Origin of the sequence: Paenibacillus sp. BK720 (assembly GCF_011761545.1) — a bacterium.
Taxonomy (GTDB): Bacteria; Bacillota; Bacilli; order Paenibacillales; family Paenibacillaceae; genus Pristimantibacillus.
Window position 1 is genome coordinate 589,673 of the sequence record NZ_JAASRQ010000003.1, and the last position, 21,786, is coordinate 611,458.

Consider the following 21,786-nt stretch of genomic DNA (forward strand, 5'->3'; position numbering starts at 1 on the left):
GACAGATGCCCTTTCTTTTCTATTGCCATTTGCACAAACGTTTGCACAAATCGACGAATAGCAGCATTCCTGCTGCAGGCATGGAAAGCGGGTAAGATCGGGCGCGGCTATCCCAAGTCATACAATACGGAAGGGGATCATTAAGGATGAAAAAATGGTTTGTAACGACGATGATTACGGCATTGTTCATCGTGTCGGCTTGCGGAGGCGGCGGCAGCAATAACAACGGCAATTCCGCGGCAACAAACGCTCCTGCGGCAACGGAAGAAGCTTCGGCTAACGCAGGCAATGGAGGCGCAAGCGAGGAGCCGGCAGACGAAGCAATCGTGCCGGAAGAAGGCGCAACGCTTACCGTATGGGATTCGAAGAACGAACGCGGCTTCGTGGAAGAAATGGCGAAGGAATTTACGGCGCAATACAATATTCCGGTCAAAATCGAAGAGGTAGAGTCGCCGGACCAAGTGAAAAAGCTGACAACCGACGGTCCTGCAGGCATCGGTGCCGACATCGTAACGTTCCCGCATGACAACCTTGGCCAAGCGGTAGCGGCCGGACTTATCCTTCCTAACGATTTCTTCGAAGAAGAGACCAAAACAGCAAACGCCGAAGCTGCGGTTAATGCGGTAACTTCGGGCGGTATCCTGTACGGTTACCCGCGTTCGGTCGAAACGTACGCTTTGTTCTACAACAAAGACCTGGTACAGACGCCTCCGGCATCGTTTGACGACATCGTCACCTTCTCCAAAACATTCAATGACCCTGCAAAAAATAAATACGCTCTCATGTGGGAAATGGGCAACTTCTACTTCAACTACATCTTCTTCGCATCAACCGGCGGTTATGTGTTTGGCGAGAACGGCACAAACGCTGCCGATATCGGCCTGAACAACGACGGAGCGGTTGAAGGCCTGAAGTACTTCCAGTCCTTGAAGCAAATTCTGCCGATCAAGTCCGGCGACGCTTCCGCGGACATTATTCAAGGCAAATTCGCGGACAAATCGCTGGCGATGACCATTACGGGTCCTTGGAAAGTCGGCGACTTCAAGAACCTGGGCATTAACTTTGGCGTAGCGCCAATCCCGACCGTTAACGGCAAACCGGCTGTTTCGTTCTCCGGCGTTAAAGCTTGGTACGTGAACTCGTTTACGAAATACCCGAATGCTTCCCGTCTGTTTGCCAACTTTATTTCTTCCAAAGCAGGCCAGCTGAAAGATTACTCGCTGACCGGCGCGATTCCGGCGAACAAAGAAGCAATGGAAGATCCAACGTTCAAAGCCGATGAGATCTCGAGCGGCTTTGCTGCTCAATTCGTAAACTCGCAGGCGATGCCTTCCATTCCGGAAATGGGCAAGGTATGGGATCCGATCGGCGCGGCTCTGGCTGATATCTGGAACGAGAACAAAGATCCGAAGGCGTCTCTCGACAATGCGGTGAAGCAAATCCAAGATGCGGCTAAAGGTACGACAAAATAACGAAATAGCGAAATAAGAGACAGATGGCTCGCCCGCCGAAAGCATGTTTCGGCGGGCGTAAGCTATGGAAGGAGTACACGGGTATGAATGGTCGTCGCAGTGCTATTTTGTCCGCCGTATCTATGGGGCTTGGCCAACTGTACAACCGGCAATATATGAAGGGAATACTGCTGCTCCTGACGGAGGCGGCAGCGCTTGTTTATTTTATCCCTCGCCTTGTGCATGATCTGTGGGGGATTTGGACGCTTGGCGATACGCCATCCAAGATGGTGAAGGTAGGCAAGGTTTATCAGACGGTAAAAGGGGATCATTCGGTCTTTCTGATGATTAACGGACTAATTACGGTCCTGGTATTGGCGCTTTTTATCACCATTTACATTATGAATATCCGCGATGCGTACCGTACGGGGGCGAAAAGAGAGCAAGGCATTCGGGCCGCGACCTTCCGGGAGTCCATCGGCTATGTGTGGGACCGCAAATTCCCTCATTTGCTGCTCACCATTCCGGGCCTCGGCGTATTGTTCCTGACGATTATGCCGATTGTCTTCATGATTTTGCTTTCCTTCACGAACTACTCATTGCCTCAACATATTCCGCCGGCGAAGCTGGTCGATTGGGTTGGCTTTAACACCTTTAAGGACCTGCTGACGCTGAAATCCTGGAGCAGAACGTTTTTTGGCGTCTTTACGTGGACGATTATTTGGGCCGTGCTTGCGACCGCAACCTGCTATTTCGGCGGCCTGCTTGTCGCTCTGCTTATCGAACAGAAGGATGTGAAGTTTAAAAAGCTGTGGCGGACGCTATTCATCCTGCCTTACGCGATTCCTCAGTTGATCTCGCTGCTCGTTATGCGTAATCTGTTCAACGGACAGTTTGGACCGATTAACCAGTATCTGTCGTACTTCGGCTTTGGCAAGCTGCCTTGGCTGACGGATCCGACTTGGGCGAAGGCAACCGCTATTCTCGTTAATATGTGGGTGGGCATTCCGGTATCGATGGTTCTTATTCTTGGCGTGCTTACCGCCATTCCGAAGGATCTCTACGAAGCGGCGGACGTGGACGGAGCCTCCGGTTACCAGAAGTTCCGGATCGTTACGCTGCCGTTTGTCCTGTTCGCGACGGCGCCGATTCTGATCACGCAGTTTGCGGGCAACATCAACAACTTCAACCTGATTTTCCTGCTGACGAACGGCGAACCGCTGAACGGTGAATATCAATATGCGGGCAGCACGGACCTGCTTGTAACGTGGCTGTACAAACTCACGCTGAACAACAGCCAATTCAATATGGCTTCGGCGATTGGCATTATTATTTTCATCATTATCGCAACGTTCTCGATTATTAACTACCGTCGCACGAAGTCGTTCAAAGAGGAGGATATGATCCAATGAAGGCTGGTCAATCGAGAAGCCGTTATATTCGGCTGACGCTCAGCTACGTGGTGCTGACCGTCCTTGCGGTTTGTTGTCTTTATCCAGCTCTTTGGGTGCTGCTGTCCTCTTTCCGGCCGGGCACCTCGCTGTACAGCGATTCGTTTATTCCGAAGACGTTTACGCTGTCGCATTATACGGAGCTGTTCCATTCGAAGGTATTCCTGTATGGCAGATGGTATCTGAATACGCTCAAAATTGCTTTCCTGTCCATGGTCTTCTCGACGATTCTATCGACGATGAGCATGTACGCGTTGTCGCGCTTCCGGTTCAAGGGGCGGAAAACCCTGCTGACGACCCTGCTTGTCCTTGGCATGTTCCCTGGCTTTATGAGCTTGGTGCCGGTCTACATTTTCCTGCTTCAGCTTAATCTGCTCGATACCCATACGGCGATTATCATCGTGTATTCCGCGGGCTCGGTATTGATGAACGGGTTTGTGATCAAAGGGTTCTTCGATACGATTCCGCGCAGCCTTGACGAGTCCGCGCGGATTGACGGCGCGAACCATCTGCAGATTTTCTACCGGATCATGCTGCCGCTTGCGCGTCCGATTCTGATTTATGTCGCGCTGACGACGTTCGCGGGAGCTTGGGTCGACTTTATTTTCGCCCGGCTGGTGCTTCGCTCGAAAGAGAATTGGACGCTTGCCGTCGGCATGTGGGATCTGGTCAGCTCGTATCAGAACTCAAACTTTACGATGTTTGCCGCCGGGGCCGTGCTTATTGCGGTTCCGATCACGCTGCTCTTCGTCTTCCTGCAGAAGTTCCTTGTTCAAGGGCTTACGGCAGGCGCTTCGAAAGGATAAAGGGCGATTATGGCTTATGGAGGTTGGTGCGCCCGTGCTGCGATTGCTGCCGCTTTGGCAGCTTCGCTTGCGGGCTGCTCGGTCGATAACGCTGGTGGCGGGAAGGCGGTAAGTGAGGCTGTTTCGTCGGCTGCGCCGACGGCTGCCGCTGCCGCGAAGGAAGCTTCTGCGTTGCCGGTGGATGAACAGCCGGGCACCGTTTATTACGAGATTTTTGTCCGGTCCTTCTATGATGCAAGCGGGGACGGGATTGGCGATCTGAACGGCGTAACGGCGAAGCTGGACTATTTGCGGCAGCTCGGCGTCGGCGGAATTTGGCTTATGCCGATTAACCCTTCGCCAAGCTATCACGGGTATGACGTGACGGATTACCGGGCGGTCAATCCGGATTACGGTACGCTTGATGATCTGAAGAAGCTGACGGATGAAGCGCATAAGCGTGGCATAAAGGTCATTATGGATCTGGTCGTGAATCATACGAGCACGGAACATCCATGGTTTAAGGAGGCGCTTACGGATCCGGATAGTCCGTATCGGAGCTGGTATCATTTTGCCGGGGCCGATGAAGATTTGAAGGCGGACGGCGCGGTTGGCAGCAACCCGTGGCATCTGGCCGCTGACGGAAAAGGCAAGTATTTAGGCGTGTTCTGGGAAGGCATGCCGGATTTGAATTTCGACAATGCGGACGTACGCCAAGAGCTTGCGTCCATCGGCCGATATTGGCTGGAGCAGGGGCTCGACGGCTTCCGGCTCGACGCGGCCAAGCATATCTATGGAGACTATTCTTCAATGATCAATAGCGCGGAGATTCAAGGCGCGAATCAGAAATGGTGGCAGGAGTTCCGCAGCGGCTTGTCCGGCGTGAAGCCGGATGCTTACCTGGTAGGCGAGGTATGGGATTCGCCGGTTGTTATCGCTCCTTATCTGGATAAAGCGCTGGATTCGGCTTTTGATTTCGATCTCGCCGGCAAGCTGATCAGCGCGGCTGACCGGGAGCGGGACTCGGATCTGGCCTTTACGCTTGGCAAGGCGTACGGGTTATATGAGAAGTCCTCGGGCGGATCGTATGTAGATGCGCCGTTTCTGAGCAACCATGATCAGACGCGGGTGATGACCGCATTGAGCGGCAACGTGTCGCATGCCAAGATGGCTGCGGCCATGCTGCTGACCCTGCCGGGGAATCCGTTTATTTATTACGGCGAAGAGATAGGCATGGCCGGCGCCAAGCCGGATGAGTATTTGCGCGAGCCGATGGTCTGGTATGCTGATCCCGCTGGCGGGGAGGGGCAGACTAGCTGGGAGCGGGGCAAGTACAATGCGGCCGGCTCGGCCGCATCGGTGGAGAGCGAGCAGCGGGATAAAGGCTCGCTGCTCGCTTGGTACCGGATGCTGCTCCGTTGGCGCAGCGAGGAGCCGGCTTTGCGCGATGGGGGAATCATCGCGTACAGCTTGAAGAACGCGGTACCACAGGTATCCGCGTATGTGAGGGAAACAGCAGACGAGCGCGTGCTCGTGCTGCACAATTTGTCCGGCCAGCCGCAAATGTCGGAGCTGGCCGAAGAGTACGGCTCATTCGCGAAGCTGAGCCGCAAGAGCGACAACGCCGCCGAGCTGAGCGGCGGCGTCGTTACGCTGCCGCCGTACAGCAGCGTTATATTGAAGTAGACGAATCCGGTGCCTGAGGCGCCGGATTTTTTGTTTTGGGGATCGCAGGCTCTCCCTCGCTTCTCTCCGATTGAAGCGGAATGTCCCCCTAAGACGGAAAAACCGTACTACAGCGCGCTAGGTGTGGGGATGAGGGGCATGAGTAACGGAATAAGACGGAAAAACCGTGCTACAGCGGGGCAAGCATGGGAACGAGGGGCAGGTGACTGAAAAATGGAGAAATGCGGTAAACTAGTTGTCTATGGCTTGAGTAGGTATATGGATATTTACGATTGACGGGTGGTGTGACGGGAGTGAGTACGAAGTCTCTGCGGATTGCGACGCTTATAATTTTCTTGATTAATGTGATTCTTATTTTTCTTGTTGACTGGTTTACGGTCGAGATGCTCCCGGATAAAGGAATTTCCGGCGACGGAAATCCTGCGGTTATCCTTTGGTTTATTGAGCTGCCGATGTATCTGCTGTTATTGGCCGGTGTCGCTTTAATCGTACATAGGGAACGGTATCTGGTTCAATACAATAGAATCCGGGTCCTGCTTATTCTTCTCGTTTTTTTTGCGGTATCGGTGCTGCTTCAGGTTGATAATGCCCAGCGGATTCATGATCGGATCGACGGCCGAACGAATGATTACGGCTGGCTGAACCCATATACCAACACGATATACATCAATTTTTACTCGTTCCTAAGCGGCATCCTGCTGCTGCTTTTGATTCAGACGGCAATTACATTAATTCGCAATCGCTTTTATCGGGGAGACAGGCTTGATAAAAAATAGAGACGGATCAGCTTGCGCTGCGTCCGTCTCTTCGTTTTTAAACAAGCTGCTTCCAAATGCCGTAGCCGTACCCCGGGAGCCGCAGCCGCAGCTTCCCGGCTGCCGGCTCAAGCCGCTGCTCATCCCCGAGCAGCGACACCCAGCTGCCGCCGGCTGGCACGGCGGCAACAGCCTCGCGTCCTCGCGCATTCATCGCGACGAGGATGCGCTCAGCCCCATCGCGGCGTTCGTACACGATAACGCCGCCGTCCTCGACATCCGCTGCCTGCAGGAAGCGGATGTCCGCGCTGCGCAGCGCGGCGTGCTTGCGCCGAAGCGCAAGCGCCTGCTTATAGAACGCGAGCAGCTCCCGGTCCTGCTGCTCCGGCTCCCACACCATGCATTTCCGGCAGTCGGGATCGCCCTCGCCGTTCATGCCTACTTCATCGCCGTAATAAATGCACGGCGTGCCCGGATAGGTCAGCTGGAACAGAGCCGCCAGCTTCATCGCATCCGTTTCATCGCCGCAGATCGTCAGAAGACGCGGCGTATCATGGCTGTCCAGCAGGTTAAACGCCGTCTCCGTTACCTGCTGCGGATAAGCGGCAAGCTGCCGGCCAATGGCATCGGCGAAAGTTTTCGCTCCGATGGTCTGATGCCCGAAGAAGTCCAGCACCGCGTTCGTAAACGGGTAGTTCATGACCGCGTCGAATTGGTCGCCCTCCAGCCACATCATCGCGTCATGCCAGATCTCGCCGAGGATATAAGCATCCGGATTTACGGCCTTCACCGCTTGGCGGAACTCCCGCCAGAACTGGTGGTCCACCTCGTTGGCCACGTCAAGCCGCCAGCCGTCGATTCCGATTTTCTCAATCCAGTAGCGCGCCACATTGAACAAGTAGGCTTTCACATCCGGATTTTCCGTATTGAGTTTAGGCATCATCGGTTCAAAGGCAAACGTCTCGTAAGTCGGGATGCCGTCCTCCACCCGAAGCGGCCATTCCCGCACGTGGAACCAGTTCGCGTAGACGGACTTCTCGCCGTTTTTCAGCAGATCCACAAACGGCGGGAACGTACGGCCCGCATGGTTGAATACCGCATCCAGCAGCACCCGGATTCCGCGCTTATGGCATTCCCCGACAAGTTCTTTCAGCTTCTCGTTGGTGCCGAAATGACGGTCCACCTGCATATAATTCTCGGTATCGTACTTATGGTTTGTTGTTGCTTCGAACAGCGGGGTGAAGTAGACCGCGTTAATGCCTAGCTCGGCCAAATAATCCAGATGGTCCAGCACGCCCTGCAGGTCGCCGCCGAAGAAGTTCGTTGGCGTTGGCTTGCCGCCCCAGGCTTCCGTTATCTCGGGGTTCAGCGTAGGATCGCCGTTTGCGAAACGCTCCGGGAAGATCTGATAGAACACCGCATCCTTCACCCAAGCCGGAGGAGAGAAGACATCAACCGGATTGATGTAAGGGAAGTCGAAGAACGTATTCGGATTATCCGGCAGATCGGCGGGAAAGCCGCTTTCCGTCAGAATAACCGTCTCATCGCCATCCGTCAGGCGGAACGCATACCGCAGCCGGCGGAAGGGAGGCTGGATCGAAGCTTCCCAATAATCGAAAAGCGAATCCGAGGAGAGCACGCTCATCCGGGCAACGGTAAACGTTCCGGCCCAGTTGTATTTGTCTCCGGCAATAAGCTCCACGCGCTTCGCGTCATTTCGTTTCGTGCGGATTCGAATATGCAACGTCGTCTTGTCATAAGCGTAAGCCCAATTTTGCTTGGGTCTGTGATAGATCGCTTCCAGCAGCATAAAGGTAAGATCACTCCAATCGGATAATGGGGTACAAAACAGAAAAAGGCACAACCGGCTAATTATAAAAATCAGCGAGGTTGTACCTTTATAGGTAGCATTGCCTTTAAATTGTCGTTCGAACATCCTTCATTATACTATGATCTTTCCGAACGAGCCACAAGCAATTCCGATTTCATAAAATCTTAAGCATGCACCGCGTCGTGGCTTTGCGCTTCCAGGAAGCGTTCCGCATCCAGAGCTGCCATGCAGCCGCTGCCTGCCGCCGTAATCGCTTGGCGGTATTGACGGTCTTGCACGTCGCCGCAGGCGAATACGCCAGGAATGTTGGTCTCCGAAGTGCCGGGCTTCACGATGATGTAGCCTTGCTCGTCGGTGTCGATTTGGCCGCCGAGGAATTTCGTGTTAGGCGTATGGCCGATGGTGATGAACACGCCGTCCGCTTCCACGAATTCTTCTTCGCCGGTTGCGTTGTTGCGAACCTTCAGACCTTTCAGGCCCATTTCGCCGGGAACGATCTCAAGCGGGGTTTTGTTCAGGTTCCAGCTGATTTTTTCGTTCGCGCGCGCGCGGTCCTGCATGATTTTCGAAGCGCGGAGCTCGTCGCGGCGGTTAACAACCGTTACTTCGGACGCAAAGCGAGTCAGGAACACCGCTTCTTCCATGGCGGAGTCGCCGCCGCCCACGATGATCAGCTTTTTGTTGCGGAAGAAGAAGCCGTCGCAGGTTGCGCAAGTGCTGACGCCGCGGCCGATGTTTTCTTGCTCGCCCGGAATGCCGAGGTATTTCGCGGAAGCGCCTGTCGAGATAATGACGGACTCTGCTTGAATTTCGCCGATGCCTTCTACGTCAAGCGTGTAAGGGCGTTTGCTGAAGTCGACGCTTTTTACCGAGCCGTTGCGGAAGGATGCGCCAAACCGCTGCGCTTGCTTGCGCATGTTGGACATCAGCTCGCTGCCGAGAATCCCTTCAGGGAAGCCAGGGAAGTTCTCGATTTCCGTTGTTGTTGTAAGCTGACCGCCTGGCTGCCAGCCTTCGATAACGAGAGGTTCCATATTTGCGCGCGCCAGATAAATCGCCGCCGTTAATCCGGCAGGGCCGGTACCGATAATGACTGTTTTGTACATGAAGAATTCCTCCGCTCCATCTATATGTTGTTGATGTATGTCGCATTTTCTAGTTTAAAATTATTACAATCTGTAAACTTTGTCAATACAGTTCATCTTAATTTCATCTAGTTGTATTATTGTAGAAAGACAGTATACAGGAGGTGCTCTATAATGCCGAAAATACTCGTCGTGGACGACGATCCGAATATACGGGAGCTGGTCAGCTTGTTTTTGCGGAGAGAAGGCTATGAAGTGATCGAAGCAGCCAACGGAGAGGATGCTTTAACCCGTTTGGAGGCGGTGAAGCCGGATCTTGCGGTTATTGACGTAATGATGCCAAAAATGGACGGCTGGGCTTTATGCTCGGCTATGCGCGAGTCGTTCGACATGCCGCTCTTGATGCTGACGGCCAAGGGCGAGACGGCTCATAAGGTAAAAGGCTTTGAGCTTGGCGCCGACGATTATGTCGTGAAGCCGTTCGATCCGCCGGAGCTGATCGTTCGGGTCAAGGCGCTGCTCAAACGATACCGCATTGCGTCGTCGCAGGTTGTGGAGCTTGGCGGGCTGTCCATGAACCGTTCGGACTTCCAGCTTGTCGCGAACGGAGAGAAAATCCTGCTGCCGCCGAAGGAATTCGAGCTGCTCTTCAAGCTGGCAAGCTATCCGGGCAAAACCTTCACCAGGGAGCATCTGATCGAGCAGCTGTGGGGAATGAACTACGAAGGGGACGAGCGCACGGTAGATGTACATATTAAGCGGCTACGCGAACGGTTTCCGGAGGAGGATTTTGGCTTCCGCATCGTTACGATCCGCGGTCTTGGCTACCGATTGGAGGAGCGGGCATGATCCGCAGCCTGTATGTGCGAATAGCGGTGACTTTTCTGGTCATCGTATTAGTAAGTATTAGTATTGCCTATTATACGGCGAACCAGCTGTTCCGGCGGGATCTGCAAGGGCAGAACGGTCTGGAGGACATGATGATTACCCGGCTGGAGCGGCTTTACAACGATTCGTCTCCGCGGTCCTTGCCGATGTTCCTCGAGCAGGTCTCAAGCCTTCAGGAAATGTCGATCGTCGCGGTCAATCGGAAAGGGCTTGTTATTCAAGTCGGCCGGACAAGCCGGGCCATTGTAAATCATTTAACGTACAAGACGGTCGAGAACATCTTCGGAGGCAAAACGGAACGGGTGAAGTATGCGGACGAGCATGAGAGCGGTCCTCCTTCGCCCCCGGCATACGGCCGCTTGGCTCAATTCGGCAATACGGAATGGGCCGTCTTTATTACTCCGGATCATGTCCGGCAGGTTCGCAGCTTCCAGCGAAATACCTTCACCATTCTGATTACGCTCTTGGTCGTCGGCTGTATTCTTATCCTGTTCGCTGCCCGTTATCTGGTGAAGCCGCTCAAAATGATGACCGCTGCCACCACTCGCATCGCCAAGGGCGATTTTAGCGTACAGCTTCCGATGTCCCACAAGAACGAGCTGGGCGAGCTTGCGGACAGCATTAACAAGATGGCGCACAGCTTGTCGCAGCTGGAGACGATGCGCCGCGATTTCGTATCCAACGTATCGCACGAAATCCAGTCGCCGCTCACCTCGATCGGCGGCTTTGCGGAGGCGCTGCGCAGCGAGGATTTGACGGAAGGGGACCGGAATCGTTATGTTGGTATTATTAAGCAGGAAAGCAGCCGCTTATCCCGGCTCAGCGAAAATCTGCTGAAGCTGGCATCGCTTGATTCCGAGCATCATCCGTATAAGCCGGTCACTTACCGGCTGGATAAGCAGCTTCGCGACGTCGTCTTGTCCTGCGAGCCGACCTGGCTTGCGAAGCGGCTGACGGTAGAGCTGTTAATGGAAGAGACCGTCATTAAAGCCGACGAGGATCAGCTCAGTCAGGTGTGGATCAACCTGCTTACCAACAGCATGAAATTTACGCCCGAGGAAGGTAAAATCTCGTTCCAGCTGTCGGAGAAAAGCGGCTATGCCGTCGTCCGGATCTCCGATACGGGGTGCGGAATACCGGAAGAGGAGCGGGACCGGGTATTTGAGCGGTTTTACAAAATCGATCCGTCGAGGGACCGTACCCAAGGCGGAAGCGGGCTTGGCTTATCTATTGTGAAGAAGATTATCGACATTCACGGCGGGGCAATCGAGATCGAGGATGCGGAGCAGGGGACGGTATTTGTCGTCCGTCTGCCGCTCAGTCCCGATCCTGACATTTGAGACCGAAAGGGTGACGGCCATGTTTCATGAGAAGAAGAGGCAGCAGGTACGCAAAGCGATTATTCCGGCGGGAGGGCTCGGTACGCGCTTTCTTCCCGCGACCAAGGCACAGCCGAAGGAAATGCTTCCGATTATCGATAAGCCGGCTATTCAATATATCGTGGAAGAAGCGGTGCAGTCCGGCATCGACAGCATGATAATCGTGAGCGGACGCCATAAGCGGGCGATCGAGGATCATTTTGACAAGTCTTACGAATTGGAAAAGGAACTCGAAGAACGCGGCAATGAAGAAATGCTCGCCATCGTCCGGGATATCTCGCATCTGGCCGACATCTATTATGTCCGCCAGAAGGAACCGCTTGGGCTTGGACACGCGGTTCTGTGCGCACGTCGTTTTATCGGAGACGAGCCGTTTGCGGTACTGCTTGGCGATGACATCCTGCGTTCCGAGCCGCCTTGCCTGCAGCAGATGATCCATCAGTACGAGGATACGGGCTCCTCGGTTATTGCCCTTATGGAGGTGCCCTGGGATCAGACGCATAAATACGGCATTGCCGCTTTCGATAACGCCGATCCTTCCCGTAACCGCATTCTAGACCTGATCGAGAAGCCGGCCCCAGGTCAGGCGCCATCCAATTGGGCGGTCGTTGGGCGCTACGTGCTTGATCCGGCGATCTTCGAGCTGCTGGAGAATGCCAAGCCGGGCAAGGCCGGGGAGATACAGCTGACGGACAGCCTTCAGCAGCTGAATCATATCGCTCCGATTCTGGCACACCGCTTTACGGGCAAACGCCATGACGTCGGCGATAAGCTGGGCTTCGTGAAAGCGACGATTGATTTCGCCCTGGAGCGGGAGGATCTGTCGGAGGAGGTCCGCAAATATTTGCGAGAGCGTCTCGGTTGAGGGATGAACGGAAAAGCACGCTGCTGTGAAGAGGAAACCTCCTGCGCAGCGCGATGAACGAACGGCATGTATATGGTGCCGATTGGAGTAAAATAACGGAAAAGAATGAGCCGGTTCCTGGTTATGCAGGTTCCGGCTTTTTTTATGGAAAGGGCTGGAGAAACTTTTTTTATTTTCCGTAAAGGAAAAATGGAGATCATTTATTTTTTCATATAGAATAGATAAGAGATATAAAGAGATGAACAACTCAAGCTGGAGGAGAATGAAATTGTATTGCCATCATTGCGTCAGGGAGCATGATGCGGATGCCGTATACTGCAGCAGGTGCGGCAGGCTGCTGGAGCCACAGCGAAATTTGCAGCAAGGAACAGAGGATCAGGCGGCAGCATTGGAAGAATGGGATATAGCAAAGGACCAAGCAAGCTCGGCATTGGAGACGTCGCAACCGCCGTTAAAGCAGACTGGCCGGGACAATTTGTTCATTGGACTGATTCCCGTCATTTTACTCGTTGGTATTGCGGCGGTGCTGTTGTCCTATTATTTATATGAAACCAGATTAAATAACCGCGTGCTGGATTGGCAGAGTACGGCCAGACAAGAGGCGTTGGCGGGTAAATACGAGGAGGCATTCCGGCAGCTGAACAAAGCGGCGGATGCGCGTCCGGATTTTAAGCCGGTGCAGGCGGATTTGAAGGTTGTGGAGGAAGCTTTATCGCTTGACCGCACGTTGACGGAAATTCAGCAGCGTCTGGACGACCAGGATCTGGGCGAAGCCTCCATTCAGCTGGAGCAGGTGAAGTCGAAGCTTCGCGGCCGCGAGGAGCCGATTTTTGGCAGAGTGCGGGATCAGGTTGGCGAAATGTCAACGAAGGTGACGGTGCTTCAAGTATCGGCGGAGTATGAGAGCATGAACGGCATTGACGACCTTGCCGGCGAATATAACCAGGTGAAGGGCCTGTCCGGCGACGAGGCGCTTGCGCTGCGGCAGAAGATTGAAGCGAAGATTGCGGCTATCAGCTATGATGAGGCCGATGAGATGCGGAAGAAGAAGAATTTCTCGGCGGCTATTACGGCAGCGCAAAAGGGACTCATCTACGCGTCTGACAACGATAAGCTGGCTAAGCTGTACGACCGGATAGTCGTGGAGAAGAAAAACTTCGAAGACGCGGAGCAGCAGCGGATCGAGCAGGCCATGCAGAAGGCGGCGGAAGAGGATCTGATCAATCAGACGGCGGCGGTTAAGGTGAAGCATATCGATGCGCAGCTTGATCTTTTTGGCGATTTTAACGTGAAGGGAGAACTGCTCAACGCAGCCACCCGGCCGATTTACTCCGTAGTCATTGAGTATACGGTTCATGACTCGGAAGGAAAAGCGATTACAACGGGCAAAGTGGATGCAACCCCTTCTTACATTGAGGCGGGCGAGACGTTCAGCTTCTCCTTTGTGGTTCATCATGTACAGGATGAGAATGCAACAGTGGCTATCGATCATATGACTTGGTATTTGGATTAGGGGAAATTCGTCATGAAAAAAGGAACATGGATTAGTCTCATCGCGTCTGTGGCGGTTCTTTTGGCGGGAGCGGGCACCGCTGCGTATATCCATGCGGGGGTGCCGAAGCAGCTAAGCGGCCTGCCTCTGCTCGCTGATGCTAACGCTGGTGCGCCCAAGTCGTTAAAGGATATTATTTACGCAACGCAAAAGCTTGTTGTCATGATCGAAACCGAGGACGGCACGCAGGGCTCCGGCTTCGTCTATAACGATAAGGGCGACCTGATTACCAATGCCCATGTGGTTGCCGGGGCAAGCAAGGTTACGGTGAAAACGGCGGACGCGAAAGAGCTCGAAGGAGATGTCATTGGCATCAGCACGGAGACCGACGTTGCGGTCGTACGGGTTGCAGGACTTGCGGGAGTAGAGCCTCTTGCGATGGTGCGCAAGGAAAGAGCGGAGATTGGCGACGAGGTTATCGCGATCGGCAGTCCGCTTGGCTTCCAGAATACCGTTACAACCGGCATTGTCAGCGGATTAGGCCGGAGCTTCGAGATCAAGCCTTACACGTATAACGATCTGTACCAGATCTCGGCGCCGATCGCGCCGGGCAACAGCGGCGGACCGCTGGTCGACAAGAAGACAGGCGAGGTTCTGGGCATCAACTCTGCCGGAATCGAGCAAAGCTCCATAGGCTTCAGCATACCTATCGTTAACGTGCTGGACATGGCCGAGGCCTGGTCGGAGCATCCGATGAAGACGCTGCCCGAATGGAAGCCGGCCGAGGATGACAGCAACGTGAAGAAGGACGCATCGATTACCGAGTATGCGGAATATTTGGTTACGCACTTTTACGACAGTCTTAATAATGCCGACTACGTTTACGCGTACTCCCTGCTTGGCGGCAACTGGAAGCTGGGCACCAGCTACGAGGTGTTCCGTCAGGGCTACATGATGACCCGGAACGTGGTTATCGACAACATTCACGTCACGAAGGAAAGCAACGACGAAGCGATCGTTACGGCAATCATTTCGGTTGATGAGCGGGTGGACGGGGAATACCGGCTCAGCAAGTATCAGGTTACCTATGACGTTGGCTACGAGAACGATCAGCTGAAGCTGATCAGCGGCAAAGGGAAAGTCATCAAGCAAGGCGAAGAGCAAGATAAGCCTACCAAGGCTAAATGAGCGAAGGAAAGGCCGCGGGCACAGCCCCGCGGTCATTTTTTTTGCATGCCCTATAAGGGAAGGAGCGGCTCGCCTGTTTACTAGCGTTAGAGTTCCAGCTTCCTCATCACCGCATGCGCCTCCCGGCTCGAGTTGAGGCTTGACCGCCGAAGTGTGACTGAGCATTGCGTGCCGCAATGGCGATTCTGAAGATGCACGCGCTCCATTCCCGTAATATAGCGATGGTGAACTCCGGCTAAAAAAACTTGTTAGCTAAAGAACTTGGTCCGCTACGCTGCACGTATTGCATCATAATGGAGTCTTTGAGTGACGTAACGCCAAATATCCTGCACGGAGTTCAGGATATTTGGTTTGGGGGTAGCCATATTACCTCGATTCGGAGATATATAGTGTACTATGTGCAGCATATTTCGCTCAGCCCTGCCTTATTGGTTGAATATGCTGCATTTCGTGCAACGTGCATCTAGGCATACCCGGTTGTGCGGTGAAATTATGATTTCGATAGGCGGTTATCCGCCTTTCAGGGGGGAGAATCGGCACAAGAATATGGAGCTGAAAGACTGGAAACAGCCTATAGGCGGGAGAACGGCATGGCGCATCGCCCCAAAAGAAAGCTGGGAGTCCGTATCGGCCTCCCAGCTCGGTTTTATTCTTTATACCTCTTCCGGATCGTAAGTGGCAAAGTGTTCGGCAACGTTCAGATGGGCAATATCCGTCAGTTCCTGCTGCAGTTTATCCTCTTCGTCAGCCCTTCCGGTTACGGAGAAAAACAGCTCGATTGCAACCGTATCAAAGCGTTGTACCGGGAAAGTCAGCAGCGTTTGCGGTATGACGCGGCCATTCAAGCGGAGAACAAACTGAATTGGTCCGCCGATCGGAATGCCGCTTACCGAAGCAATCTGGCCGTTAAACGAGAAACGTACAACGCCGGTTGCCGCAAGAGAATCGCGAATGCTCATGCCCGGCCAGAACCTTACACGATAAGAATTCGTCACGTTCGGGAAGAAACGTCCCCCGTTAATGACGACAGTTACATATGCCGGCCCCGGTTGTGGAGGGAATGGAGGAAACGGCGGGAATGGGAAAAACGGTGGAAATGGCCCCGGCGGGAACGGCCCCGGCCCCGGCGGGAATGGCCCTGGCCCCGGCGGGAACGGTCCTGGTCCCGGCGGGAACGGTCCTGGTCCCGGCGGGAACGGCCCTGGTCCTGGCGGAAATGGCCCCGGCCCCGGCGGGAACGGTCCTGGCCCCGGCGGGAACGGTCCTGGTCCAGGACCTGGGCCCGGACCAGGAGGTGGCGGAGGCGGTGCAGGCATTAACGTCCGCGTGCCCCCGCAGCCGCAGTTGCTCACAACGGTGTTGTTGCCTTTCCCTTCGATATACTTATAAGTATAGCTGCTCATGCGTTTTGTCAGACTCCTTCGTATGACAGATTAGGCAATCATCCTGATTCATCTTATGCGGCGGATGCCTATCCGTGTGCACGAAGCAGCTGCTTCGGGAGCTTATTGCGACAAAAATAAAAAAAGGCTGCCCCAAAGGGACAGCCTTGTCTGCATTCAACCAACTGCTTATTTAACAGCTGCTTCGTAACGTTTGCCAACTTCAGCCCAGTTTACAACGTTCCAGAACGCTGCAATGTAGTCAGGGCGTTTGTTTTGGTAGTTCAGGTAGTAAGCATGCTCCCAAACGTCCAGACCAAGGATAGGCGTTTCGCCTTCGAAGATCGGGCTGTCTTGGTTAGGCAGGCTCGATACTTTCAGCTTGCCGTCTTTAACGGAGAGCCAAGCCCAGCCGCTGCCGAAGCGAGTTGTAGCTGCTTTCGCGAATTCAGCTTTGAACGCGTCGAAGCCGCCCAGTTCGCTGTCGATTGCCGCAGCAAGTGCGCCAGTTGGAGCGCCGCCGCCGTTAGGGCCGATAACTTCCCAGAACAGGGAGTGGTTTGCATGGCCGCCGCCGTTGTTGCGGACAGCCGTTTTGATTGCTTCCGGAACGATTGCCAGGTTGTTAGCCAGCAGTTCTTCCAGGGACTTGTCTTGCAGCTCAGGAGCTTGTTCCAGAGCAGCGTTCAGGTTTGTTACATAAGTGTTGTGGTGACGGCCGTGGTGGATTTCCATTGTCAGCGCGTCGATATGCGGTTCAAGAGCGTCCTTAGCGTAAGGCAAAGCAGGTAATTGATGAGCCATGATTAACAGCCTCCCATAAATAGGTTATGTAAAACTCTTCTCATATTATCCCTTATCCGAGTACATAAATCAACATTAATGTTGCGAAAGTCGAATGGTGGCGGACAAAGTCGTACGAGTTGTAGAGTGTCACGGAAGTCGCGGAAATATGCAAAAACATTAGAAAACGAGCCAAATTCAGAGCAAACCGCTAATAAATACATGTAAGCGCTTAAAATAAAGCGTTTTCAACGGAATACAGCAAATTTCTTTAAAATTTTTAAGTTATTTTTAAGACAAAAAGAGGATTTCGTTAAAAAATGTCGTAAAATATATAAATGCAGCACTATGACAAGGTATAGAAGGTGTATAATTAATGAACGTTCGTTCCTTCCAGTTGTCTGACTACAGACCTGTCACTACACTCCTTGAGGAAGTATTGTCTGAAGAGTGTTACGAACAAACGATGGAAGCTTTTGCGCGTCAATTGTCATGGGACAGTGAGCTTGTACTTGTCGCTGTCGAAGAGTCGGAAATTGTAGGTATGATCATCGGCACGATTGATAATAACAAAGGTTATTATTATCGTATCGCTGTTCATACGGAATATCGTCGCCAAGGAATTGGCAAGGCGCTTATACAAGCTTTGCGGCAGCGCTTCGAGCAGCGCAACGTTTCCAAAATATTAATTACCGCCGACGAGCATAATGAACCGGTGTTGCCGTTATACGAAGCGATGGGTTATGCTTCGAACGACTTTTTCCGTTCATTCCAGAAATTAAGTATTGTAGCAGGCTAAACGGCTGCCAAATTCAGCCTAATAGCCATATTGTGCAGGGCATATCTGCATCGCCATTGCTTTTGGCGGTCAGATATGCTTTTCTATTTAAAAGGACTATTGTTTGGAACATACGAACGGGGCGCTTGATGCCGCCCTTGGCCCGTTTCACAATAAGTAAGGAGAGGCGTCATGGACATTTATCGGCACTGCGTTATCAAAAGCTTCAAGCACGACGGTCATATTCACCGAACATGGCAGCGCAACTACCTTGTGCCGGCGGAACGGCTTGCGCCGGAGCACAGGGATAACCAAATCATTGTGCTTATAAATCGCCAGACGCCTATTGTGGAATCCGACGGCAAGCAATGGATCAGCCGCGTGCCGGCGGTATCGTTCTTTATTCCGGGTGAATGGTTTAATGTCGTAGCGCTGCTGGAAGACAGCGGCATCCGTTATTATTGCAACATCGCATCTCCTCCTTATTTGCAGGGGAACGTGCTTACTTATATCGATTACGATCTGGATGTGATCCGCACGACGGAAGGCAACCGCTATGTCGTGGATCAGGACGAGTACCAGATGCACAAGCTGGCTTATCATTATCCGCAGATGGTAGAGGACAAGGTTCAGCAAGGGGTGGCTGCGCTGCTCAAACGAATGGACGAGGGAGCCGTGCCTTTCCAGGATGACATTGTCCAAAGCTACTATGCAGACTGGCATAGCACCTGCGGGGAAAGCGAGGGGTAGGCTAAAGATGAGTGTATCCCCTTCGGATTGGAACGAAACCGCCCCACGAGAGGTACATGGGAAGCCTCATTGGTTCAAGGAAGCGCTGGAGTGGGCGAAGACCATTACGATTTCTTTTCTGATCGTTATGGTGCTGCACCTGTTTGTGTTTAACCTCTCGACAGTCGAAGGGCATTCCATGGAGCCGACGCTTCGGGACCGGGAGTGGCTGTTCGTGAATAAGGCCGCTTACCTGATCGGCAATCCCAAGCTGGGGGATATCGTTATTCTCGAAGACCCTTCCGCTTACGGCACCGAAAAAGACTATTTGGTGAAGCGGGTCGTTGGCGTGGCGGGCGACCGCATTGAAATTTACAATAAACAGCTCTACCGTAACGGGGAAAAGGTATCGGAGGCTTATACCGACGTCGAAATCGAGGACCTGGATTTTATGCCGGTTATTGTGCCGAAAGGGCAATATTTCGTTATGGGGGATAACCGCCATGCGAGAGCAAGCAAGGACAGCCGGATTTTTGGCACCGTACCGCGTTCCATGATTCACGGTAGAGCGGATTTTATATTATGGCCGTTCAAACAGGTAAAGGTGTTATAGCCTTTAAAGAATTGCTTCTTTTAGGAGATGAAAGAATGAAAGAAGTAACCATTTATACGGATGGCGCCTGCTCGGGCAATCCGGGGCCGGGCGGCTGGGGAGCCGTGCTGTTCTACGGCGCGCACCGGAAAGAACTTTCCGGAGGCGAAAAGCATTCGACGAACAACCGGATGGAGATTCAGGCGGTTATTGAAGCGCTGAGCCTTCTGAAGGAGCCGTGCAAAGCAAAGATCTACAGCGATTCCGCGTATGTCGTGAACTGCTTTCAGAAGGGCTGGATTCACGGCTGGCTGAAGAATGGTTGGAAGAACAGCAAGAAGGAGCCGGTGGAGAATCAGGATCTGTGGAAAACCCTATGGGATCTGATGAAGCGCCATCAGGTGGAATACATCAAGGTGAAGGGACATAGCGACAACGAGTGGAATAACCGCTGCGACGAGCTTGCCCGCGAAGCGATTAAACGGTTGTAATTTTAGGAGGAAGGGAGCCAGGTACTGATGGACGGCAGCCGCTGGATATTGTTAAAAGAAGAATTGCGAGAAGCGGCGGGAAGCCTTGGCATCGACAAGATTGGCTTTGCTTCCGCCGATCCGTTTACCGAGCTGAAAACAAGGCTGATCCGGCATCGTGAGCTAGGCCGCGAGTCGGGCTTCGAGGAGCCGGATTTGGACAAGCGGACCAATCCGGCTTTGCTGTTTGATAATCCGCAATCGATCATCGCGATTGCCGTCGCTTATCCGGCGAAGCTGCCTAATCCGCCAAAGTCGGAGCCGGGAGCCCGGCGCGGTATTTTATCGCGCTCCGCCTGGGGCGAGGATTATCATAAGGTGCTGCGGGACCGGATGGCGAAGCTGGAGGCTTGGCTGAAGGAACGCGTCCCTGAAGCGAGGTTCGAGAGCATGGTTGATACGGGCGCTTTGTCCGACCGGGCGGTTGCCGAGCGTGCCGGGATCGGCTGGAGCGCGAAGAACTGCTCGATTTTGAGCGAGGATCTGGGCTCATGGATCTACCTTGGCGAGATGATTACGAATATTCCGTTCGAGCCGGACACGCCGGTAACGGAAGGGTGCGGGGAATGCACCAAATGCATCGACGCATGCCCGACGGATGCTCTGGTTGGTCCGGGACAGCTGGACTCGAATAGGTGCATCTCGTTTATTACGCAGACCAAAGGCTTTATCTCCGATGAATACATGCGCAAGATCGGCAACCGGTTATATGGCTGCGATACGTGCCAAACGGTCTGCCCGGTGAACCGGGGCAAGAACTGGACCCATCAGCCCGAGCTTCAGCCGGATCCGGAGCTGGTCAAGCCGCTGCTTGTGCCGCTGCTGACGATCGGCAACCGGGAATTTAAGGAGCGCTACGGTCACACCTCCTCGGCATGGCGCGGCAAGAAGCCGATCCAGCGCAACGCGGTTATCGGCCTCGGCAATTTCAAAGATAAAAGCGCCGTACCCGATCTGATTGGCGTGCTGAAGGACGATACGCGCCCGGTGCTGCGAGGAACGGCTGCTTGGGCACTCTCCCGGATAGGCGGCGACGAAGCGTTGGAGGCCTTGATAGAGGCGCTGTCCAAGGAGTCGGACGAGGAAGCGAGAGTCTATTTGGAGCGTGCGATTGCCGGTCTGCAGGCCGACCTCGGCAGAGCGGAGGAAGGAGCTTCGATCCCGCGTGAAAGCTAGGAAAATTTACTTCCGAGGGACGTTTGCGAATGCCTGCTTTACATGCTATTATAGGGGTCATTATAGACTATAGGCTGGATTAGTAGAAAGGGCCGGGTGAGTTCGTTATTATGTGGAACATCATTATTCCGATTGTAACTTTAATCGTAGGGGTTGCAGGCGGATTTTTTATCGGGGTATTCTATCTGCGCAAGCAGCTTGAGAAGATGCAAAGCGACCCTGAAATGATCCAAAAAATGGCCAAACAAATGGGCTACAACTTGAACAAGCAGCAAATGAATCGTGCACAGCAAATGATGAAAAATCAGAAGTTTCCACGAAAATAAATGCGGTTAGTTGAAAGTAGCCGGAGAGGTGGTACGAAATGGCGGGGATGAAAGACTACGTCAATTCGGCGGTATCGCGCAACCGGGAGCAAATCGAGCATCATGTCAAAGAAATACTGAAGCTCGTTGGCGAGGACGTTGAAAGAGAAGGTCTGCTGGAGACACCGGCTCGCGTTACCCGGATGTATGAGGAGATTTTCGCGGGCTACGAGGTAGATCCGCGGGAAGTGCTGGGCGTTACCTTCGACGAGCAGCATGAAGAGCTTGTTATTGTGAAAGACATTGTCTACTACAGCCAATGCGAGCATCATATGGCGCCGTTCTTCGGGAAGGTGCATATCGGATATATTCCAAGCGGCAAAATCGCCGGTCTCAGCAAGCTTGCGCGACTGGTTGAAGCGGTTTCCAGAAGGCTGCAGGTGCAGGAGCGGATCACGACGCAAATCGCGGACATTATGCAAGAAGTGCTGAAGCCGCAGGGCGTCATGGTTGTCGTGGAAGGCGAGCATCTGTGCATGTGCGCGCGCGGCGTGAAGAAGCCGGGAAGCAAGACCGTTACGTCGGCAGTCCGCGGCGTGTTCTCGGACAGTGCGCTGCGTTCGGAATTTCTGTCTTTGCTCAAGCAATAGCAGGA

The 21,786-nt window shown here is 53.5% G+C and carries 21 protein-coding genes; 17 read left to right on the forward strand and 4 right to left on the reverse strand.

What is annotated here, in order from left to right; translation table 11 throughout:
* Positions 1-146: 146 nt before the first annotated feature.
* The 5 genes from FHT67_RS14705 to FHT67_RS14725 all read left to right on the forward strand — a co-directional run bounded on the left by FHT67_RS14705 (position 147) and on the right by FHT67_RS14725 (position 6,149).
* Positions 147-1,472 carry a sugar ABC transporter substrate-binding protein gene (locus FHT67_RS14705; RefSeq protein ID WP_132310018.1) on the forward strand — a complete coding sequence of 442 codons (1,326 nt, stop codon included), beginning with the start codon at positions 147-149 and terminating at the stop codon, positions 1,470-1,472.
* Between the two features lie 83 nt (positions 1,473-1,555).
* The gene (locus FHT67_RS14710; RefSeq protein WP_167199352.1) at positions 1,556-2,863 is read left to right on the forward strand and encodes a carbohydrate ABC transporter permease; all 1,308 of its coding nucleotides are present in this window, start codon (positions 1,556-1,558) and stop codon (positions 2,861-2,863) included.
* Positions 2,860-3,708 carry a sugar ABC transporter permease gene (locus tag FHT67_RS14715; RefSeq protein ID WP_132310021.1) on the forward strand — a complete coding sequence of 283 codons (849 nt, stop codon included), beginning with the start codon at positions 2,860-2,862 and terminating at the stop codon, positions 3,706-3,708. The genes FHT67_RS14710 and FHT67_RS14715 overlap by 4 nt, the downstream gene beginning before the upstream one ends.
* A 9-nt stretch (positions 3,709-3,717) precedes the next feature.
* A complete protein-coding gene (locus FHT67_RS14720) occupies positions 3,718-5,373 on the forward strand; it encodes an alpha-amylase family glycosyl hydrolase (RefSeq protein ID WP_167199355.1) in 1,656 nt (551 codons plus the stop codon).
* 293 nt (positions 5,374-5,666) lie between these two features.
* On the forward strand, positions 5,667-6,149 hold the full coding sequence (locus FHT67_RS14725) for a hypothetical protein (protein ID WP_132310024.1): 483 nt from the start codon (positions 5,667-5,669) through the stop codon (positions 6,147-6,149).
* Between the two features lie 37 nt (positions 6,150-6,186).
* Here the strand turns inward: FHT67_RS14725 and FHT67_RS14730 are convergent, their stop codons facing one another.
* Complete coding sequence (locus FHT67_RS14730; RefSeq protein WP_167199358.1) at positions 6,187-7,938, reverse strand: alpha-glycosidase; 1,752 nt, start codon at positions 7,936-7,938, stop codon at positions 6,187-6,189.
* Between the two features lie 185 nt (positions 7,939-8,123).
* Positions 8,124-9,065, reverse strand: coding sequence for a thioredoxin-disulfide reductase (gene trxB, locus FHT67_RS14735; RefSeq protein WP_116394066.1), 942 nt, complete (start codon positions 9,063-9,065; stop codon positions 8,124-8,126).
* A 153-nt stretch (positions 9,066-9,218) separates the two neighbouring features.
* Between trxB and FHT67_RS14740 the strand changes: the two genes are divergently transcribed.
* From FHT67_RS14740 to FHT67_RS14760, 5 genes are all read left to right on the forward strand, one after another.
* Positions 9,219-9,893 carry a response regulator transcription factor gene (locus FHT67_RS14740; protein WP_167199361.1) on the forward strand — a complete coding sequence of 225 codons (675 nt, stop codon included), beginning with the start codon at positions 9,219-9,221 and terminating at the stop codon, positions 9,891-9,893.
* Positions 9,890-11,272 carry a sensor histidine kinase gene (locus FHT67_RS14745; protein WP_132310030.1) on the forward strand — a complete coding sequence of 461 codons (1,383 nt, stop codon included), beginning with the start codon at positions 9,890-9,892 and terminating at the stop codon, positions 11,270-11,272. The genes FHT67_RS14740 and FHT67_RS14745 overlap by 4 nt, the downstream gene beginning before the upstream one ends.
* Before the next feature lie 19 nt (positions 11,273-11,291).
* Positions 11,292-12,176, forward strand: coding sequence for a UTP--glucose-1-phosphate uridylyltransferase GalU (galU, locus tag FHT67_RS14750; protein WP_167199364.1), 885 nt, complete (start codon positions 11,292-11,294; stop codon positions 12,174-12,176).
* Positions 12,177-12,438: 262 nt separating this feature from the next.
* On the forward strand, positions 12,439-13,689 hold the full coding sequence (locus tag FHT67_RS14755; RefSeq protein WP_167199366.1) for an FxLYD domain-containing protein: 1,251 nt from the start codon (positions 12,439-12,441) through the stop codon (positions 13,687-13,689).
* Between the two features lie 12 nt (positions 13,690-13,701).
* Complete coding sequence (locus FHT67_RS14760; RefSeq protein ID WP_167199369.1) at positions 13,702-14,856, forward strand: S1C family serine protease; 1,155 nt, start codon at positions 13,702-13,704, stop codon at positions 14,854-14,856.
* Between the two features lie 653 nt (positions 14,857-15,509).
* Here the strand turns inward: FHT67_RS14760 and FHT67_RS14765 are convergent.
* Complete coding sequence (locus FHT67_RS14765; RefSeq protein ID WP_165930750.1) at positions 15,510-15,851, reverse strand: hypothetical protein; 342 nt, start codon at positions 15,849-15,851, stop codon at positions 15,510-15,512.
* A 576-nt stretch (positions 15,852-16,427) separates the two neighbouring features.
* Entirely contained in the window at positions 16,428-17,042 is a 615-nt protein-coding gene (locus FHT67_RS14775; RefSeq protein WP_132310038.1) for a superoxide dismutase, read from the reverse strand.
* Between the two features lie 355 nt (positions 17,043-17,397).
* Between FHT67_RS14775 and FHT67_RS14780 the strand changes: the two genes are divergently transcribed.
* The 7 genes from FHT67_RS14780 (at position 17,398) to folE (ending at position 21,781) form a co-directional block, all read left to right on the forward strand.
* Positions 17,398-17,820, forward strand: coding sequence for a GNAT family N-acetyltransferase (locus FHT67_RS14780; protein WP_015842428.1), 423 nt, complete (start codon positions 17,398-17,400; stop codon positions 17,818-17,820).
* Between the two features lie 171 nt (positions 17,821-17,991).
* Positions 17,992-18,549, forward strand: a complete 558-nt coding sequence (locus FHT67_RS14785) for a DUF402 domain-containing protein (protein ID WP_167199371.1) — start codon at positions 17,992-17,994, stop codon at positions 18,547-18,549.
* 7 nt (positions 18,550-18,556) lie between these two features.
* The gene (gene lepB, locus FHT67_RS14790) at positions 18,557-19,141 is read left to right on the forward strand and encodes a signal peptidase I (protein WP_132310042.1); all 585 of its coding nucleotides are present in this window, start codon (positions 18,557-18,559) and stop codon (positions 19,139-19,141) included.
* A gap of 35 nt (positions 19,142-19,176) precedes the next feature.
* Positions 19,177-19,611 (forward strand): ribonuclease HI, encoded by a 435-nt coding sequence (gene rnhA, locus FHT67_RS14795; protein WP_132310044.1) that lies wholly within the window; start codon positions 19,177-19,179, stop codon positions 19,609-19,611.
* A 27-nt stretch (positions 19,612-19,638) separates the two neighbouring features.
* Positions 19,639-20,826 (forward strand): tRNA epoxyqueuosine(34) reductase QueG, encoded by a 1,188-nt coding sequence (gene queG / locus FHT67_RS14800; RefSeq protein WP_167199375.1) that lies wholly within the window; start codon positions 19,639-19,641, stop codon positions 20,824-20,826.
* A gap of 110 nt (positions 20,827-20,936) precedes the next feature.
* Positions 20,937-21,152 carry a YneF family protein gene (locus FHT67_RS14805; protein ID WP_132310048.1) on the forward strand — a complete coding sequence of 72 codons (216 nt, stop codon included), beginning with the start codon at positions 20,937-20,939 and terminating at the stop codon, positions 21,150-21,152.
* A gap of 38 nt (positions 21,153-21,190) precedes the next feature.
* Positions 21,191-21,781, forward strand: a complete 591-nt coding sequence (gene folE, locus FHT67_RS14810) for a GTP cyclohydrolase I FolE (RefSeq protein WP_116394087.1) — start codon at positions 21,191-21,193, stop codon at positions 21,779-21,781.
* Positions 21,782-21,786 lie beyond the last annotated feature (5 nt).

Coding starts and splice junctions, on each gene's coding strand:
- FHT67_RS14740 (WP_167199361.1), top strand. CDS start 9,219: ATGCCGAAAATACTCGTCGTGGACGACGATCCGAATATACGGGAGCTG.
- trxB (WP_116394066.1), bottom strand. CDS start 9,065: ATGTACAAAACAGTCATTATCGGTACCGGCCCTGCCGGATTAACGGCG.
- FHT67_RS14775 (WP_132310038.1), bottom strand. CDS start 17,042: ATGGCTCATCAATTACCTGCTTTGCCTTACGCTAAGGACGCTCTTGAA.
- FHT67_RS14745 (WP_132310030.1), top strand. CDS start 9,890: ATGATCCGCAGCCTGTATGTGCGAATAGCGGTGACTTTTCTGGTCATC.
- queG (WP_167199375.1), top strand. CDS start 19,639: ATGGACGGCAGCCGCTGGATATTGTTAAAAGAAGAATTGCGAGAAGCG.
- FHT67_RS14785 (WP_167199371.1), top strand. CDS start 17,992: ATGGACATTTATCGGCACTGCGTTATCAAAAGCTTCAAGCACGACGGT.
- FHT67_RS14760 (WP_167199369.1), top strand. CDS start 13,702: ATGAAAAAAGGAACATGGATTAGTCTCATCGCGTCTGTGGCGGTTCTT.
- FHT67_RS14710 (WP_167199352.1), top strand. CDS start 1,556: ATGAATGGTCGTCGCAGTGCTATTTTGTCCGCCGTATCTATGGGGCTT.
- FHT67_RS14730 (WP_167199358.1), bottom strand. CDS start 7,938: ATGCTGCTGGAAGCGATCTATCACAGACCCAAGCAAAATTGGGCTTAC.
- galU (WP_167199364.1), top strand. CDS start 11,292: ATGTTTCATGAGAAGAAGAGGCAGCAGGTACGCAAAGCGATTATTCCG.
- FHT67_RS14715 (WP_132310021.1), top strand. CDS start 2,860: ATGAAGGCTGGTCAATCGAGAAGCCGTTATATTCGGCTGACGCTCAGC.
- lepB (WP_132310042.1), top strand. CDS start 18,557: ATGAGTGTATCCCCTTCGGATTGGAACGAAACCGCCCCACGAGAGGTA.
- FHT67_RS14755 (WP_167199366.1), top strand. CDS start 12,439: ATGAAATTGTATTGCCATCATTGCGTCAGGGAGCATGATGCGGATGCC.
- rnhA (WP_132310044.1), top strand. CDS start 19,177: ATGAAAGAAGTAACCATTTATACGGATGGCGCCTGCTCGGGCAATCCG.
- FHT67_RS14805 (WP_132310048.1), top strand. CDS start 20,937: ATGTGGAACATCATTATTCCGATTGTAACTTTAATCGTAGGGGTTGCA.
- FHT67_RS14780 (WP_015842428.1), top strand. CDS start 17,398: ATGAACGTTCGTTCCTTCCAGTTGTCTGACTACAGACCTGTCACTACA.
- FHT67_RS14720 (WP_167199355.1), top strand. CDS start 3,718: ATGGCTTATGGAGGTTGGTGCGCCCGTGCTGCGATTGCTGCCGCTTTG.
- FHT67_RS14705 (WP_132310018.1), top strand. CDS start 147: ATGAAAAAATGGTTTGTAACGACGATGATTACGGCATTGTTCATCGTG.
- folE (WP_116394087.1), top strand. CDS start 21,191: ATGGCGGGGATGAAAGACTACGTCAATTCGGCGGTATCGCGCAACCGG.